Source organism: Pseudoalteromonas holothuriae (assembly GCF_945859825.1).
Lineage (GTDB): Bacteria > Pseudomonadota > Gammaproteobacteria > Enterobacterales > Alteromonadaceae > Pseudoalteromonas > Pseudoalteromonas holothuriae.
Window position 1 is genome coordinate 360,350 of the sequence record NZ_CAMAPC010000002.1, and the last position, 14,781, is coordinate 375,130.

General features: G+C 40.5%; 17 protein-coding genes. 13 read left to right on the plus strand and 4 right to left on the minus strand.

Annotated features, from left to right (window positions below; genetic code table 11):
• Position 1: 1 nt before the first annotated feature.
• Both cmoB and cmoA read right to left on the minus strand, forming a co-directional pair.
• Positions 2–970 carry a tRNA 5-methoxyuridine(34)/uridine 5-oxyacetic acid(34) synthase CmoB gene (gene cmoB / locus OCI93_RS03865; protein ID WP_261592751.1) on the minus strand — a complete coding sequence of 323 codons (969 nt, stop codon included), beginning with the start codon at positions 968–970 and terminating at the stop codon, positions 2–4.
• A gap of 10 nt (positions 971–980) precedes the next feature.
• The gene (cmoA, locus tag OCI93_RS03870; protein WP_261625814.1) at positions 981–1,706 is read right to left on the minus strand and encodes a carboxy-S-adenosyl-L-methionine synthase CmoA; all 726 of its coding nucleotides are present in this window, start codon (positions 1,704–1,706) and stop codon (positions 981–983) included.
• A gap of 116 nt (positions 1,707–1,822) precedes the next feature.
• On the opposite strand from cmoA, the gene OCI93_RS03875 reads away from it, so the two are divergent.
• Both OCI93_RS03875 and OCI93_RS03880 read left to right on the plus strand, forming a co-directional pair.
• Positions 1,823–2,509: a DUF3334 family protein gene (locus OCI93_RS03875; protein WP_261592753.1), complete on the plus strand. Its 687-nt coding sequence runs from the start codon at positions 1,823–1,825 to the stop codon at positions 2,507–2,509.
• A 33-nt stretch (positions 2,510–2,542) separates the two neighbouring features.
• Positions 2,543–3,796 carry a lipopolysaccharide biosynthesis protein gene (locus OCI93_RS03880; protein ID WP_261625864.1) on the plus strand — a complete coding sequence of 418 codons (1,254 nt, stop codon included), beginning with the start codon at positions 2,543–2,545 and terminating at the stop codon, positions 3,794–3,796.
• Here the strand turns inward: OCI93_RS03880 and OCI93_RS03885 are convergent.
• Entirely contained in the window at positions 3,776–4,279 is a 504-nt protein-coding gene (locus OCI93_RS03885; protein WP_261592754.1) for a M48 metallopeptidase family protein, read from the minus strand. The two genes, OCI93_RS03880 and OCI93_RS03885, sit on opposite strands and share 21 nt — an antisense overlap.
• Positions 4,280–4,358: 79 nt before the next feature.
• Between OCI93_RS03885 and OCI93_RS03890 the strand changes: the two genes are divergently transcribed.
• Positions 4,359–4,769 (plus strand): GFA family protein, encoded by a 411-nt coding sequence (locus OCI93_RS03890; RefSeq protein WP_261592755.1) that lies wholly within the window; start codon positions 4,359–4,361, stop codon positions 4,767–4,769.
• A 13-nt stretch (positions 4,770–4,782) separates the two neighbouring features.
• On the opposite strand, the gene OCI93_RS03895 is transcribed toward OCI93_RS03890, so the two are convergent.
• Complete coding sequence (locus OCI93_RS03895; RefSeq protein WP_261625815.1) at positions 4,783–5,631, minus strand: DUF72 domain-containing protein; 849 nt, start codon at positions 5,629–5,631, stop codon at positions 4,783–4,785.
• 172 nt (positions 5,632–5,803) lie between these two features.
• On the opposite strand from OCI93_RS03895, the gene aspS reads away from it, so the two are divergent.
• From aspS to tolA, 10 genes are all read left to right on the plus strand, one after another.
• Positions 5,804–7,579 (plus strand): aspartate--tRNA ligase, encoded by a 1,776-nt coding sequence (aspS, locus tag OCI93_RS03900; protein WP_261625816.1) that lies wholly within the window; start codon positions 5,804–5,806, stop codon positions 7,577–7,579.
• A gap of 102 nt (positions 7,580–7,681) precedes the next feature.
• Entirely contained in the window at positions 7,682–8,149 is a 468-nt protein-coding gene (locus tag OCI93_RS03905; protein WP_261625817.1) for a GNAT family N-acetyltransferase, read from the plus strand.
• Positions 8,150–8,271: 122 nt separating this feature from the next.
• On the plus strand, positions 8,272–9,048 hold the full coding sequence (locus OCI93_RS03910; protein WP_261592759.1) for a substrate-binding periplasmic protein: 777 nt from the start codon (positions 8,272–8,274) through the stop codon (positions 9,046–9,048).
• 33 nt (positions 9,049–9,081) lie between these two features.
• Positions 9,082–9,414 carry a TfoX/Sxy family protein gene (locus OCI93_RS03915; protein ID WP_261625818.1) on the plus strand — a complete coding sequence of 111 codons (333 nt, stop codon included), beginning with the start codon at positions 9,082–9,084 and terminating at the stop codon, positions 9,412–9,414.
• A gap of 80 nt (positions 9,415–9,494) precedes the next feature.
• Positions 9,495–10,016: a crossover junction endodeoxyribonuclease RuvC gene (gene ruvC / locus OCI93_RS03920; protein WP_261592761.1), complete on the plus strand. Its 522-nt coding sequence runs from the start codon at positions 9,495–9,497 to the stop codon at positions 10,014–10,016.
• Between the two features lie 8 nt (positions 10,017–10,024).
• Positions 10,025–10,642, plus strand: coding sequence for a Holliday junction branch migration protein RuvA (ruvA, locus tag OCI93_RS03925; RefSeq protein ID WP_261592762.1), 618 nt, complete (start codon positions 10,025–10,027; stop codon positions 10,640–10,642).
• Between the two features lie 6 nt (positions 10,643–10,648).
• The gene (gene ruvB / locus OCI93_RS03930) at positions 10,649–11,653 is read left to right on the plus strand and encodes a Holliday junction branch migration DNA helicase RuvB (protein WP_261592763.1); all 1,005 of its coding nucleotides are present in this window, start codon (positions 10,649–10,651) and stop codon (positions 11,651–11,653) included.
• A gap of 1,070 nt (positions 11,654–12,723) precedes the next feature.
• Complete coding sequence (gene tolQ / locus OCI93_RS03935) at positions 12,724–13,413, plus strand: protein TolQ (protein ID WP_261592764.1); 690 nt, start codon at positions 12,724–12,726, stop codon at positions 13,411–13,413.
• 1 nt (position 13,414) lies between these two features.
• Positions 13,415–13,840 carry a protein TolR gene (gene tolR, locus OCI93_RS03940; RefSeq protein ID WP_261592765.1) on the plus strand — a complete coding sequence of 142 codons (426 nt, stop codon included), beginning with the start codon at positions 13,415–13,417 and terminating at the stop codon, positions 13,838–13,840.
• A gap of 2 nt (positions 13,841–13,842) precedes the next feature.
• On the plus strand, positions 13,843–14,781 hold the full coding sequence (gene tolA / locus OCI93_RS03945; RefSeq protein ID WP_261592766.1) for a cell envelope integrity protein TolA: 939 nt from the start codon (positions 13,843–13,845) through the stop codon (positions 14,779–14,781).

The window sequence follows — 14,781 nt, forward strand, 5'->3', positions numbered from 1 at the left end:
ATTACGCTTTAGCTATTAAGATCGCCCGCAGTGGTGCAGGATAACCTTCAATAGTTTTACTCACATCATTGGGGTCTAAAAAGTCAGCTAGTGACTCAGTTTGCATCCACTGAGTACGACGTTGCTCATCCAAAGATGTACTCTCTTCATTCACTACTTTTATATCTTTAAAGCCAACGCGATCGAGCCATAGAGTTAATGCTGCAGTGCTTGGAATAAACCATACATTTCGCATTTTTGCGTAGCGATCAGTTGGTACTAGCACAGTGTTAACGTCACCTTCAATTACAAGGGTTTCTAACACTAATTCTCCACCTGGGCGTAATTGCGATTTCAGCTGGGCTAAAAAGTCGATAGGAGAGCGGCGATGATATAACACGCCCATAGAAAATACGGTATCAAACGTTTTTAACTGCGGTAGTTGTTCTACACCCAGCGGCAATAAATGCACATTAGAGTCGGGGTTGAAATGCTTGATTGCTTGGAATTGAGATAAAAATAAATCAGATGGGTCAATACCGACAACAAACTCAGCACCTGCGCCACGCATACGCCATAGGTGATAGCCTGAGCCACAGCCGATATCAAGTACTGTTCTGCCATGTAGACTGCTGATGTGAGGTACTAAGCGATCCCACTTCCAATCACTGCGCCACTCAGTATCAATATCAATACCATGAATACAAAATGGGCCTTTACGCCATGGCATCATTCTTTTAAGTAGGTGTGCTAATTGCTTTTTGTGACCATCAGAGAGCTCTTCAGCTAGACCGAACTCAACTTTATCTTCAAGATTAATGTGGTCAGTATTTGATTGGGGTAAATTTTTAAGTACTTTTTCCCATTGCGGCCAATCGCCATGCTGGGCTTCATTTTGCCAGTGTGTTAACTGTGCAGGTAATGTATCCAACCAGTGACTTAATTGGCTTTTAGCTATGGCAGCATAGAAATCTGTAAACCAAGTGTGCATTTTTTCTCCGTTACTTAATTGCTACCATTGAGCAAAAGTTAAAACATTGGTACCAAACTTGTGTTTGGGTAAAACCAATTTCATTTAAACGTGCAAGGTGTGTGCTTAAACTATCGGGGCGCATGACGTTTTCTATGGCCGTCCGCTTTTGGCTAATTTCAAGTTCAGAATAGCCATTATGACGCTTAAAATCATGGTGAAGATCAATAAGTAGGTTATCTTGTTGATCGCTTTCGCCTATAATTTTTTCACTCAGTAAAATCACGCCACCAGGTTTTAATCCATTATAAATATTGGTTAATACTGCGAGGCGTTGATCTTGTGGAATAAACTGTAAGGTAAAGTTCATTGCAACAACACTTGCATCGTTAATTGTCAAATCAGTGATGTCACCTAATTGTACGTCAACGGGTACATCTGATTTAAAGCCGCCTAAATGCATTTTACAGCGCTCAACCATCGCTTGAGAATTATCAACAGCGATGATTTGGCAGTTTTCTTTTGCGATGTTTCTACGCATGCTTAACGTTACGGCACCTAATGAGCACCCTAAGTCATACAATTTAGAGTTACTTTGCGCAAATTGACCTGCTAATTTACCCATAGTGCTCACTATGGTTGCATAACCAGGCACTGAGCGTTGGATCATATCAGGGAACACTTCAACGACATTAGCATCAAAACTAAAGTCTTTCACTCGTTGCTCTGTGGCATAAATACCGTCTTTGCCAGTCACGTTTTTGTCTCTCTTGCCAAATAATCTTACTATTTTAACATTTTATGCTGGATAGTCAGTGATAAATTCAGTAGCTTGGCTACTATTAATGATAAGAAGTAAAAAAGAGACAAATAATGGCGAGAAATAAAGTGGTTAGTACCGAAGATATTTTATCAACTTTGTGTAATTCAGTGACAGAAGTGCTTTCTTCTGCAAGTGGCAATCAAATTGCGTACTCAGCAATGGTACAAAAAATAACCCGCACTTGTATGAGACCGGATATTGGGTGTTTTGTACTGTTTGATGGTGGCTTTACAGGTCTAGTGGTAACGAATTTTACATCGCAATCAGCGATGGAGATTTACCAAGACTATATGCGTAACATGGGTATGCCAGAAGGTGAAATTGCGACGAGTCACCTCTCAGACGATGTATCTAATGTGATGGGTGAGTTGATGAACCAAATTGTTGGCGACTTTACAAGCAAAGTACGAGAGCAATTACATACCTCTATTACACAAAACCAGCCTAAGATGATGGCAATCAACAAGCAGGTGCAAATTTCAGTTGATACCACAATGGATCGTCCACAGGCTCGTCGTGTAACTTTTACTACACAAAGTCAAAATATATTCTATCTTGAGTTAGCAATGGACAAAACTGAGTTTATTAAACTTCATGATTTTGATATTGCTGAAGCTGTTGACCCTGACACAATCATAGAAAATCAAGCTACAAAGTCAAAGCAAGATGCAAAAGCAAAAAAGCAGGCTGCTGATGATTCGGCAGATGATGATTTTATGTCGGAGTTGGGTCTTTAAAATAGCATAACTTTCGTGACCGTTTTAAAACATGTGTTTTCTTTAGCCACCTTTACAGGGCTAAATCATATAAGCAGGGTGATTATGACCCTGCTACTTGCCAAATTTATGGGCGCCGAACATTTTGGTACATTCGCTGTCTTACTGGCACTTTGTGAAGTACTCTTGCTGCCGGCAAGTATGGGTTTTGCATCATCTCTTATGCGCTTAGCACATCCGTTATACAAAAATCATCAGCATGCCTTATTACAAGGTTTAAAGCGTGTTTACCTTGGCGCTGCAGTTAGTTTTGGATTGATTTTTGTCGCCATGGTGCTTATTGGCTATAGGTTAGCCTCCCCTCAGGCGCTTGCCAACGAGCATTTAGAATACCTGCTGCTCATAGTCCCGTTAGGTGCGATAATGCAATGCCAAGCTTCGTTTTTAATTGCTGTGGATGCAAAGCGTCGTGGACTATTAACTCAGCAATCTTTGTTTGAAATTTTAACGGCAATAACGTGTGCGTTTTTATACTTTAAGCTGGGGCAACTGCATCTTGAAATAGTTTGTCAGGCGCTCGTCGTCAGTATAAGTTGTGTTGTTGTATCGCAGTTTGTACTTATATTTCCTTTGCTTAAAAAGCACAAGCCAGCTTATCAAACTAGGCATTGGTGTAGTTCATCTTTACGGTTACTGGCAAGCGGAGCCGGGGTAGCGCTGGTGGCTAAACTAGACGTATTACTGGTTCATCATTGGCTTGGTCCCAAGGCGGTGAGTGTATTTTATCCAGCCGTGGTGATTGCAGGTTTAATGGCAATTTTGTCTAATGCGTTTGGTCTGGTTTTAAAACCCATGCTGTTAAAAGCACGAGTAGATGCTATTGAAGTTAGTCATTTGATGCGCTTATTTTGGGGGTGTAATTTTGTTTTTGCTGCTTTATTGGCGGCAGCTGCTTATCCGTTATTGGCTTTATACAATGAGCCACAATTAGAGTCAGGACACACTTTGCTGCTTATTTTACTGCTCGCACAGCTTGTGACTCCGCTTAGAGTATGTGCAAGTAGTGCAATTAATCTAGTTGGAGAACCGTTGTATAACCTATGGGTGTTGCTATTTGCGACTACGGTAACGGTATTACTCGCTTGGTATCTGCAAAATCATTATGGGTTGATTGGCATAGTTTGGGCATTTTGTTTTGGCTTTGTACTAGGTGCCGTAATTAGGGCTTGGCTAGTATTTAAGCAAGGGTATTTAAACTTAAGCTGCATATTTAGTTTAAGTAGTCAGTCAGTAAAAGCTCAGTTGTAAAGCCTGTAGTACCAAAAGTAATCGTAAGTCTAACTCGAATTGGTGGTAGTTAGGCTCCATATGGCAGCAAAGCTGATAGAATGCTTTGTTATGATCCTTTTCTTTAAAGTGTGCAAGCTCATGCACAACCAGTACTTTTAAGAGCGCTTCAGGTGCATTTTTTAATTGCTCAGCAATGGCTATTTCATGCTTGGCTTTTAATTTACCACCGTGTTGATGGCTTTTAAAAGTATGCGTGCCCAATGCATTTTTCACCAAATCCGTTTGTTTTTTGTACTTAACGCTGTTTAAGTTCGGTGCATTTTTCAGGTAGCGCTGCTTGAGCTGGTTAGTATATTCGTATAATAATTTTTCACTTTTTAACTGGTGAGCCTCAGGGTACTTATTTTTAAAATATTGCTCAATTTGACCACTTTTAATGAGTTGTTGAACTTGAGCTTGAATATGCTCAGGATAGTGAAGAAAATAGTGTGAAAAATCCATGGTCTCATTTATGGTACGGGTATCATCATTTCATTATAATGTAATTAAATAATAAACACGATGGAACAGGGAATTTAGGATGTATCAAGCAAGTTGTCTATGTGGCAAAGTACAAATTCAAATTGATGGAGCCATAAGCGACATTATTCATTGCCATTGCTCTTTATGCCGTAAGTCTTCAGGCACCGCTTTTGCGACGAACGGTTTTGTAAATACGGATGAATTGCATATTGTTAGCGGGCAAGAGTATATAAAGTTTTTTGAGTTCAAATTGGGCAGGAAACGTCATTTTTGCGCTCATTGTGCAAGCCCATTATTTAGTTCAAATAGTGACTTGCCGGATAAACTGCGCTTACGGTTAGGTATATTGGACTCAAATATCAATGAGCGACCTATGTCTCATAACTTTGTTACAAGTCAAGCTAATTGGGAAGACCTTGATGCAGGTTTACCAAGGTATGAGACATTTGAGCCGTCTCGAATGAAGTGACTCTAATCGCAGGTCATAAAAAGCTAGTTTGTTGTGGTTGCTGCAGCGCAGGGAATAAGCCTAACTGTACCTCTGCTCGGTTGAGATCAGCGACAAACTGCTTGGCAAGTAACGGCGCATCGTAGTTATCTGCGGTATGAAAAAATACATATGGTGTTTTACCCTCATCAAGCCACAGGTTTATTTTTTTCAGCCAAGGAGCATAAAATTGGCGATTGGCTTGTAAATCAGAGCAACCCACGTAGCGCAAAACAGGCGCATTGCCTGTTGCAATTACATGAAGTGGCACTTTGGGCTTTTTACTCTGTGCATCAATGATTGCTGGGGTAGAGGGTAGCTCACTGAACAGCGGACGGGTGTCCATCATAATACGGTTGTATTGGTGAGCCATTAAAAATTGATTAAAGCGTCGCTCGTTATCAGCTTTGTCAAAAAAGCCTAAATGCCTAATTTCTATACCTAAGGGTAACTCACTAGGTAACCACTGACAGAAGTTTTCGATATTGTGCTGATATTCAGGTCCACAAGCTTTGGGTAATTGCAGCATTATTTGGCCTATTTTATCAAACATAGGCTCAAATAAAGTGAGCCAGCTTCTTAGTTCCTGCTGACAGTTTTGTAGCGCGAGCTCATGAGAAAATCGCTTGGGTACTTTAAAGGTGAACTTGAAGTCATCTGGTACATCTGAGCGCCATTTTTGTATAGAAGAGGGCTTTGGAGCGGCATAAAAGCTGGTATTACCTTCAACCGAATTAAATATTTGCGCATACTCGCTAAGCATTTGTGCGTTTTGGCAATGAGAAGAGAAAAAGCGACCTTTCCAATGTGTTGAGCTCCACTGTGGGCAGCCAAGATATAACATGTGATTGCATTTACCGTGCTCTAAGATGGCAATAGTGTAATAAAGATGGCGAATTTTAGAAACTAAATCATATCTAGGATGACATTGTGAGCCGGAATTTTATATAATTGGCGATAATTTTTCATATTAATGCCAGTTACCTTGCCTTGTGTAACTGAGACACAGGAATACTATGCGCTCAATATATTGCGGAAATTTAAATAAAAGCAACGTCGAACAAGAAGTAGAATTATGCGGTTGGATCAACAAACGCCGAGACCTTGGTGGTTTAATCTTTATTGACTTGCGCGACCGTGAAGGCCTAGTGCAGGTTGTATTTGACCCTGAAGTAGAAGGGTTAATGGATACTGCAAACACATTACGCCAAGAGTTTTGTGTGCAAGTTAAAGGTATTGTACGTGCTCGCCCTGACAGCCAAGTTAACAAAGATATGGCAACGGGTGAAGTTGAAATTTTAGGTACTGCGCTAACTATTGTTAACCGCTCAGAGCCATTGCCACTTGACTTTAACCAACAAAACTCAGAAGAGCGCCGCCTTAAATACCGTTACTTAGACCTACGTCGTTTAGAGATGAGTGATCGTATTAAATTACGTGCAAAAGCAAGTAGTTTTGTGCGCCGCTTCTTAGATAGTAATGATTTCTTAGATATTGAAACGCCAGTATTGACTAAAGCAACGCCAGAAGGTGCGCGCGACTATTTAGTGCCAAGTCGTGTACACAAAGGTAGCTTTTACGCGCTGCCTCAGTCACCTCAGTTGTTTAAGCAATTATTAATGATGTCTGGTTTTGACCGTTATTATCAAATTGTAAAATGTTTCCGTGATGAAGACTTACGTGCAGACCGTCAACCAGAATTCACACAAATAGATATTGAAACTTCATTTATGAGCTCTGATCAGGTGCGCGCTATGACTGAGCAACTCATTTGCGAGATGTGGCAGGAGCTACTAGAGGTTGATTTAGGTCAGTTTCCTGTAATGGCTTACAGTGAAGCAATGCGTCGCTTTGGCTCAGATAAGCCAGACTTGCGTAACCCAATGGAGCTAGTAGACGTAGCTGATTTGGTCAAAGATGTTGAGTTTAAAGTATTGTCTGGCCCGGCAAATGATGAAAAAGGCCGCGTAGCTGTTCTAACTGTACCAGGTGGTGCGAAGTTATCTCGTAAGCAAATTGATGAATACACTAAATTTGTAGGTATCTACGGTGCGAAAGGTTTAGCTTGGATGAAGGTTAATGACCGTGATGCCGGCGTTGAAGGCGTACAGTCACCTATCGCTAAATTCTTAAATGAAGAAGTGATCAATGCATTGCTAGAGCGCACCAATGCACAAACTGGTGATATTATTCTATTTGGTGCTGACAAGCGTAACGTTGTTAACGAAGCCATGGGCGCACTACGTCTGAAAGTAGGCTTAGATCTTGAACTCACTGACTTGAATAAATGGGCGCCATTGTGGGTTGTTGACTTCCCAATGTTTGAAGAAGACGATGAAGGTACGTTGCATGCGGTACATCATCCATTTACTGCACCTAAAGATATTACAGCTGCCGAGTTAGAAGCAAACCCAGCAGTGGCGATTTCTGATGCGTACGATATGGTATTAAACGGATATGAAGTAGGTGGTGGTTCGGTACGTATTCACAACAGTGAGATGCAACAAGCCGCATTCAGAATTTTGGGCATTGATGAGCAAGAGCAACAAGACAAGTTTGGCTTCTTACTCGATGCTCTAAAATATGGCACGCCACCTCATGCTGGTTTAGCATTTGGTCTAGACCGTTTAGTGATGTTGCTATGCGGAACAGATAATATTCGTGATGTTATTGCATTCCCTAAAACAACTCAGGCGTCGTGCTTGATGACTAACGCGCCGAGCATTGCTAACCCTGATGCGCTTAAAGAGCTTGCAATAAGCGTAGAAAAGGCAAAGCTAGAGAGCGAATAACCATCACCTTTTTTATTAATCAAAAAGCGACTTAAGTCGCTTTTTTTATACTTAAAATACAGTTAATATCAATTCGCATAATTAAGGATGAGGGTAGAGCGAATGGAGTTTATATTCTTAGCTGATAAAGTTGACGCGAAGTGGCAGTTGGCAAAATGGTATTTTGAGCAATGGGGAGATATTATAGAAGAGGGTTCTCTTGAGTTGTTTAATCAAAAGCTTGATGATTACTTAAATCGTGATTGTATACCTTTAGTTATATTGGCTGTTGATGCGGGTAATGTAATTGGTGCCGCACAATTAAAGTATCATGAAATGTCGATATTCCCAAAAAGAGCGCATTGGCTAGGTGGTGTGTATGTTATCCCTCCTGCTCGTGGCAAACATGTTGCGTCAGCTCTTGTTAATCAAGCCGAAAGCATTGCACATGGACTGGGTGTGAGTCAATTGTACCTACAAACAGAGGCACTAGATGGCGGCTTATATGCGGGCCTTGGCTGGCAAGGTATTGAGAAAGTAAACTACCGAGGTGTTGATGTTTTGGTTATGTCTAAAGCACTTAATCAATAAATACAATAGCTATTTGGTATTATGACTTTTGTTATTTACGTTCGTTTAATTAGGTTTCGTGATTAGGTCGCTGGTGGGCTATGCTTTATTGATATTATTGTGCCGATCAAGGGACATCATAAATGCACTATTTCTTTTGTTTCATGTGGTTAATTACTTTAGCATTATTGAGTTATGCGCCTGCATTTGCAACAACAAGAATTGTGATCGCCTCAGGTGAGTTTGCTGACCTTACCTCTCAAAAAGCTCCAAATGGTGGGTATATTAACCATTTGATTGTAGAAGCATTTAATACGCAGGGCATTAATGTCAAAGTAGAGTATTTGCCCTGGAAGCGCAATTATCATTTGTCAAAATTGGGTAAGTACTCTGCATCATCTTTTTGGACTTGTTACCGTTCGCACCAAGTTGACTTTTTGTGCAGCGAGCCAATCTACTCAGGGAATATGTATCTATATTATTTGAAAAGCCGTCCTATCGGTGACTGGAGTACATTACGTGATTTGGAAGGGAGTGTCTTTGGTATCACTCTTGGTTACGAATATACAGAAGCGTTTTGGCAAGCAGTAGATTCTGGTGTTTTAACAGCGAATGTAGCGAGTACTGATGAGCAAAATCTTGGAATGTTACTAAAAGGGCGTGTAGATGTGGTTGTTTCTTCACCTTATGCGATGGATTGGATGCTAAAAAATCACCCTGACAAAACACTAAGTAAACTCGTTATTCGCCACACCAAAGCATTATTTCCTTTTACCACGCATTTATTATTTCCAAAATCTTTATCTAGCAGCAAACAACTAAAGCAAAGCTTTAATAAAGGGCTCACAGAGGTTAAATTATCTGGGCAGTGGGATAAATATTGGCACGCACTACTTCGTGGAGCTTATAACCATGAGTAATGGCAGTCTTGTTTAATTGTACTTAGAGAGAGAATGAAAACTATCAAGGACTTACCCGGATTAGGGGAGAAATCAGAGCAGGTGCTGCTTAGTGTTGGCATTGATTCAATACAAGCTCTTCGCCAGCTAGGTGCCGTTCATGCTTTTATTAAAGTGAAGAAATCAAACTCGACGAAGCCAAGTATGAATCTTTTATATGCTCTAGTCGGCGCGCTTGAGGGGCACCATTGGTTATCTGTAGCTAAAACGCAAAAGGCTGAATTACTCATGCTACTCGAAGAGTACGAGGAATTTGAGCAGTTATTTAAGACCAATGACGAGCCTTTCACACTCGAGCAGTTAATAAATAGCGCCAAGCACAAATAGATCGGTATGTCGTACATGTCACTGGTAATCCATACAGTATTTTGGCATTATGCACTTAAACTAATTGTAGAGTGAATGTATTGGCAGTAATTTTAGGTATCGACCCAGGTTCTCGTTTTACCGGTTATGGTGTTCTTGCACACCAAGGGTCAAACTTTAACTATCTTGGTAGTGGCTGTATTAAGCTAGGGGAGCATGACTTTCCTACTCGGCTGAAAATGATTTACCAAGGTGTTAGCCAACTTATAGAACAGTTCTCACCTAATAGTTTTGCTATTGAGCAAGTATTTATGGCACATAACCCAGACTCCGCATTAAAATTAGGTCAAGCTAGAGGAGCTGCGATTGTTGCTGCTACCATGCAAGACGTACCCGTCAGTGAATATTCTGCTCGTCAAGTGAAGCAAGCTGTAGTAGGCACTGGTGGTGCACAAAAATCTCAAGTACAAGAAATGGTGAAGCGGTTATTAAAATTGCCAGGCACACCACAGGCAGATGCAGCTGATGCTTTGGCGATAGCTATCTGTCATGCTCATTCAGAACAAAACTTAATTCGCCTTGCTGGCAGTGCAACAAAAACCGTACGACGAAGACTTAGATAGGAATAAACATGATTGGAAGACTCTGTGGTGTATTATTAGAAAAACAACCACCGGAAATTTTGCTAGATGTGTCAGGGGTGGGGTACGAGGTACAAATGCCTATGACCTGCTTTTATGAGTTACCCAATGTGGGTGAGCAAGCTGCTATATATACGCATTTTGTAGTACGCGAAGATGCACAGCTCCTGTTTGGCTTCAATCATAAAAAAGAGCGTGCTTTGTTTCGTGAGCTAATCAAAGCGAATGGTGTTGGACCTAAACTTGGGTTAGCTATTTTATCGGGTATGTCTGCAGAGCAATTTATTCAATGTGTTAACAGTGAAGATGCTACAACTTTAGTAAAAATACCCGGTGTAGGAAAGAAGACAGCAGAGCGCCTAGTACTAGAAATGAAAGATAGGTTAAAAAACTTTGCTAATGATTTACTGACGCCATTTAGCGATGCGGCTGTTCTTGAGCCACAAAACAATCCAACTGTTGCAGATACACCCGCAGACGATGCAGTTGCTGCATTGTTAGCATTAGGCTATAAACAAGCACAAGCATTAAAATCAATAAAAGCAGTGTCGCAACCTAATATGAGCACAGAAGCGTTGATAAAAGAAGCGCTCAAATCAATGATGTAAACTACTATGATAGAAGCTGATAGACTAATAGAGCCTGAAGTACAGGGCAATGAAGATGTTGTTGATAGGGCGATTCGCCCTAAATTACTTGCAGATTATACGGGACAGCAGCATGTTAAAAAACAAATGGAAATTTTTATTGAAGCTGCGCGCAGCCGTGATGAAGCACTGGACCATTTATTGATTTTTGGTCCGCCAGGTTTGGGCAAAACAACTTTAGCTAATATTGTAGCCAATGAGCTAGGCGTTAATATTAAAACAACTTCAGGGCCAGTATTAGAAAAGGCCGGTGACTTAGCCGCTCTACTTACCAATCTTGAACAAGGTGACGTGTTGTTTATTGATGAAATTCACCGCCTAAGCCCACAAGTCGAAGAAATATTATACCCGGCTATGGAAGACTATCAGCTTGATATAATGATAGGCGAAGGCCCTGCAGCGCGTTCAATAAAGTTAGACTTACCGCCCTTTACATTAATTGGTGCGACCACTCGAGCTGGGTCACTGACATCTCCGCTTAGAGACCGGTTTGGGATTGTACAACGTCTAGAGTTTTACTCTGTAACTGATTTAGCAAAAATCATTGCTCGTTCGGCATTTTACCTAGATTTAACCACCAGCCCAGAAGGCGCAGATGAAATCGCAAAGCGCTCTCGTGGTACGCCTCGAATTGCAAACCGTTTATTGCGCCGTGTACGCGATTTTGCACAAGTCAAAGGTGATGGCACAGTGTGTGTTGATATTGCTCAACAAGCACTAGAGATGGTTGATGTTGATAAATGTGGTTTTGATTATATGGACCGTAAATATTTATTGGCTATCATTGAAAAGTTCACTGGAGGCCCTGTTGGTCTTGATAACCTTGCCGCAGCTATTGGTGAAGAACGTGAAACCATAGAGGATGTTATTGAACCTTTTTTAATTCAACAAGGGTTTATTCAGCGTACTCCAAGAGGGCGGATCGTTTCAAATGCAGCTTACCTACATTTTGACTTAACACCGCAAGCCTAGCCAATATCTAGGCTTTAGACTCCGTTCTTTATTTTTTGAATAATCATTGTGCCTGTACTTTTATTAAAGCATTGATCATTTTATCGAGTTAACTGCGTTAAAAATAGTTTATGCAGAATAATTTCATACCTAAATCTCTGTCAGGTTATTAAGCCATTTACCTGTCGTAATGTCAGAACATTTATTTCATGTAATTAGGGGCTGTTGATCTTTGCTGTGTGTTTTTGCAGCAGTCATTCGGGTATTTTGGCAAGGCAGAACCTGCGTCGCATAGTTATTCTATGTAAGTCAGGTGATAACGTAGAAGTTGAGTGTTACTCGCTTTCAGTGAGTGTTAAGGCTAAGCGTATAGACTTGATCACGGTAATTTTAGGCAAAAAAAAGCCCGCTAAAAAAGCGGGCAAAACAACAAGTTGAAGGAAGTAATCCAGGGAGTTGATAAATGGGCTTAGGTTTTATCCTTTGCGCATCTACCAAAAGTAATACGAAAAATCAGAAATCATATTACTAATAACTGTGCTTTGCATTGCTCATGCTGTTTGCTCAGTACAGGGTGTATATTAAAGTGGATTTTAAATTTGATCAAACTAGAAAAATTTAACTTTCAAATAAAAAAAACTAATACCAAAGGTGTTTGCGTGATTTTATTTTTTGCTAAATCAAGTGTTATAAATTGTTATGACATTGTTTTAATTGAGTTTTTATTTAAAGCTTATTTTCTGTAATTATTAGTTTATTTGTTGTTAATTGGTATTACCAATTAGTATTTGAGGGTTTATTCGTGATTTTTGCATAAAGACTATGATTTATGCAGTTACTAGTAATAAATAAGCACTTATAATTGGCTTTAAAATAAGGATACTAATCCTTTTGGATTAAAATGATAGGGTGATTTCAGTGGGAGTTATGTTTTTACGCACTTTGTCGTCAAATAGCTGTAATTCATGGTAATGAGATTGTAAGCGCGGGCATGTGTGAGTAAACTAACTGAACCTTTATAGTCGCTTATAGTCAATTGAGTGAAGTTGCAGGTAAAATAGCCAAAAAACAATCGTTAGGAGTATAATTAAGTGGAATCGGGACTCAATTTTATTGATCTTATTTTAAAAGCAAGTTTATTGGTACAGCTTGTGATGCTAACACTCGTTGGAATGTCGATTGCATCTTGGGCTATTATCTTTCAGCGTAAAGGTATAATCGGTCGAGCCGTGATTGATGCAAGGGAATTTGAGAAAAAATTTTGGTCAGGAATGGACCTGAGTAAGTTGTATGGTGAATTAAGTACTAAGGTAACACAAGCGACTGGTTTAGAAGCAATGTTTATTGCAGGGTTTAAAGAATTTGCGCGTCATAAAAAGAGCAGTACCCCCTCTGCTGGTATGGTCATTGAAGGCACACATCGTTCAATGCGAGTTGCATTATCTCGAGAAGTAGAAAAATTAGAATCTGGTTTGTCTTTTTTAGCAACCGTTGGCTCAATTAGTCCTTACATTGGACTATTTGGTACGGTTTGGGGGATTATGAATGCCTTCATCGCCTTAGGTGAAGTAAAACAAGCTACATTACAAATGGTTGCGCCTGGGATTGCCGAGGCTCTAATTGCAACTGCGATGGGCTTGTTTGCCGCCATTCCAGCTGTTATTGCATATAATCGTTTTGCTAAGAATGTGGAAGTGGCTGAAACTCAGTATGTAAACTTTATGGAAGAGTTTTCTAATATTCTGCATCGTCAAGCCGCAAATACAGCAGAGGCCAAGTAACATGTATGTGCGAAAAAAACGTCGCCAAGTTGCAGAGATAAATGTAGTTCCTTACATAGATGTGATGTTAGTATTGCTGATCATCTTTATGGCCACCGCGCCTTTAATCACCCATGGTGTAAAAGTTGATTTACCTCAAATGCAAGAATCTGATTTGGTTGATACCAAAGATGCCCCGCCTATTATTGCCAGTATTGACTCTCAAGGCCGCTATTATGTGAGCGTAGGCACTGACCCTGAAGCGCCTATGGATGCAGTTGAAGTAGCAGCAATTATAAAGCTTAAATTACAACAAAACCCAGATACGCCTGTGATGATTAAAGGGTCTGGTAAGGTATCATATCAAGAAGTACTGCTATTGATGGATTTTTTGAAAAATGCGGGTGTACCATCGGTTGGATTAATGACTAAGTCGTTTGAGGAATAACCATGGACTCGTTACAAAGTGGATTATTAAAGTCTTTTCTATTGCATTTGGCCATTGGTGGTTTTTTGTTTGTAAGTGCTTCTTTTCAAACGCCAAGTCCTACAGTGATGAAAGTTACGCTCAATGTCCCTGACACTGAGCAATCTGAAAAAATAGTATCAGCAATTGCTGTTGACCAAAATGCGGTTGAAGAGAAAATTGCTGAACTCAAGCAAAAAGAAAATGCACACAAAGCAGCAGAAGAAAAACGTATCCGTGATTTAGAACGTCGAGCTGTGCAAGCGAGGAAAGAGCGTGAATCTGAAGCTCGCAGAATTAAAACGCTAGAACGACAACGCGCCGCTAAAGAGGAAGAGAAACGTCAAGCAGAGGCCCAGGCTAAAAAAGCGCGAGCAATAGAGAAAAAACAACGTGAGCAAGCTCAAAAAGCGAAGCAAGAGACGGTAGCCGCTGAGCAAGCAGCCAAAGCAGCATCTGCTAAACGCAAAGCAGAAGAGGATGCGTTACGCAAAGCTGAACAAGCGCGTAAGCGCCGTGAAGCACAAGAGAAACGCAAGGCTGAAGAAGCTGAGCAAGCACGGCAAAAAGCATTAGAAGAGAAAATGCTTCAAGAGCAACTGGCTAAAGAGCAAGCCGCGCGCTCGAGGGTTCGCCAGCAACAGGTATTGACTGAAGTCGAAAAGTATCAGGCGTTGATAACACAACGTATTCAGCAAAACCTTTTAACAGATGAAAAAATGCGTGGTAAAGCTTGCACAGTGAATATTCGCTTGGCGTTTAACGGTCTGGTTACCAGTGTCACGTCCCTTGGTGGTGATAAGCTCGTGTGTGATGCAGCTTTGCGAGCTGTTAGAATGGCTGATACGTTACCGGTTTCAAAAGAAAAAGATGTATTTGAAAAGCTCAAAAACATTAATCTAACAATTAAACCTAATTTATAA

What these genes read in the sequence shown, in the direction of transcription:
- cmoB (WP_261592751.1), bottom strand. Translation starts at nt 970, where the DNA reads ATGCACACTTGGTTTACAGATTTCTATGCTGCCATAGCTAAAAGCCAA.
- OCI93_RS03875 (WP_261592753.1), top strand. Translation starts at nt 1,823, where the DNA reads ATGGCGAGAAATAAAGTGGTTAGTACCGAAGATATTTTATCAACTTTG.
- OCI93_RS03885 (WP_261592754.1), bottom strand. Translation starts at nt 4,279, where the DNA reads ATGGATTTTTCACACTATTTTCTTCACTATCCTGAGCATATTCAAGCT.
- OCI93_RS03890 (WP_261592755.1), top strand. Translation starts at nt 4,359, where the DNA reads ATGTATCAAGCAAGTTGTCTATGTGGCAAAGTACAAATTCAAATTGAT.
- OCI93_RS03895 (WP_261625815.1), bottom strand. Translation starts at nt 5,631, where the DNA reads ATGTTATATCTTGGCTGCCCACAGTGGAGCTCAACACATTGGAAAGGT.
- aspS (WP_261625816.1), top strand. Translation starts at nt 5,804, where the DNA reads ATGCGCTCAATATATTGCGGAAATTTAAATAAAAGCAACGTCGAACAA.
- OCI93_RS03905 (WP_261625817.1), top strand. Translation starts at nt 7,682, where the DNA reads ATGGAGTTTATATTCTTAGCTGATAAAGTTGACGCGAAGTGGCAGTTG.
- OCI93_RS03910 (WP_261592759.1), top strand. Translation starts at nt 8,272, where the DNA reads ATGCACTATTTCTTTTGTTTCATGTGGTTAATTACTTTAGCATTATTG.
- OCI93_RS03915 (WP_261625818.1), top strand. Translation starts at nt 9,082, where the DNA reads ATGAAAACTATCAAGGACTTACCCGGATTAGGGGAGAAATCAGAGCAG.
- ruvA (WP_261592762.1), top strand. Translation starts at nt 10,025, where the DNA reads ATGATTGGAAGACTCTGTGGTGTATTATTAGAAAAACAACCACCGGAA.
- ruvB (WP_261592763.1), top strand. Translation starts at nt 10,649, where the DNA reads ATGATAGAAGCTGATAGACTAATAGAGCCTGAAGTACAGGGCAATGAA.
- tolR (WP_261592765.1), top strand. Translation starts at nt 13,415, where the DNA reads ATGTATGTGCGAAAAAAACGTCGCCAAGTTGCAGAGATAAATGTAGTT.
- tolA (WP_261592766.1), top strand. Translation starts at nt 13,843, where the DNA reads ATGGACTCGTTACAAAGTGGATTATTAAAGTCTTTTCTATTGCATTTG.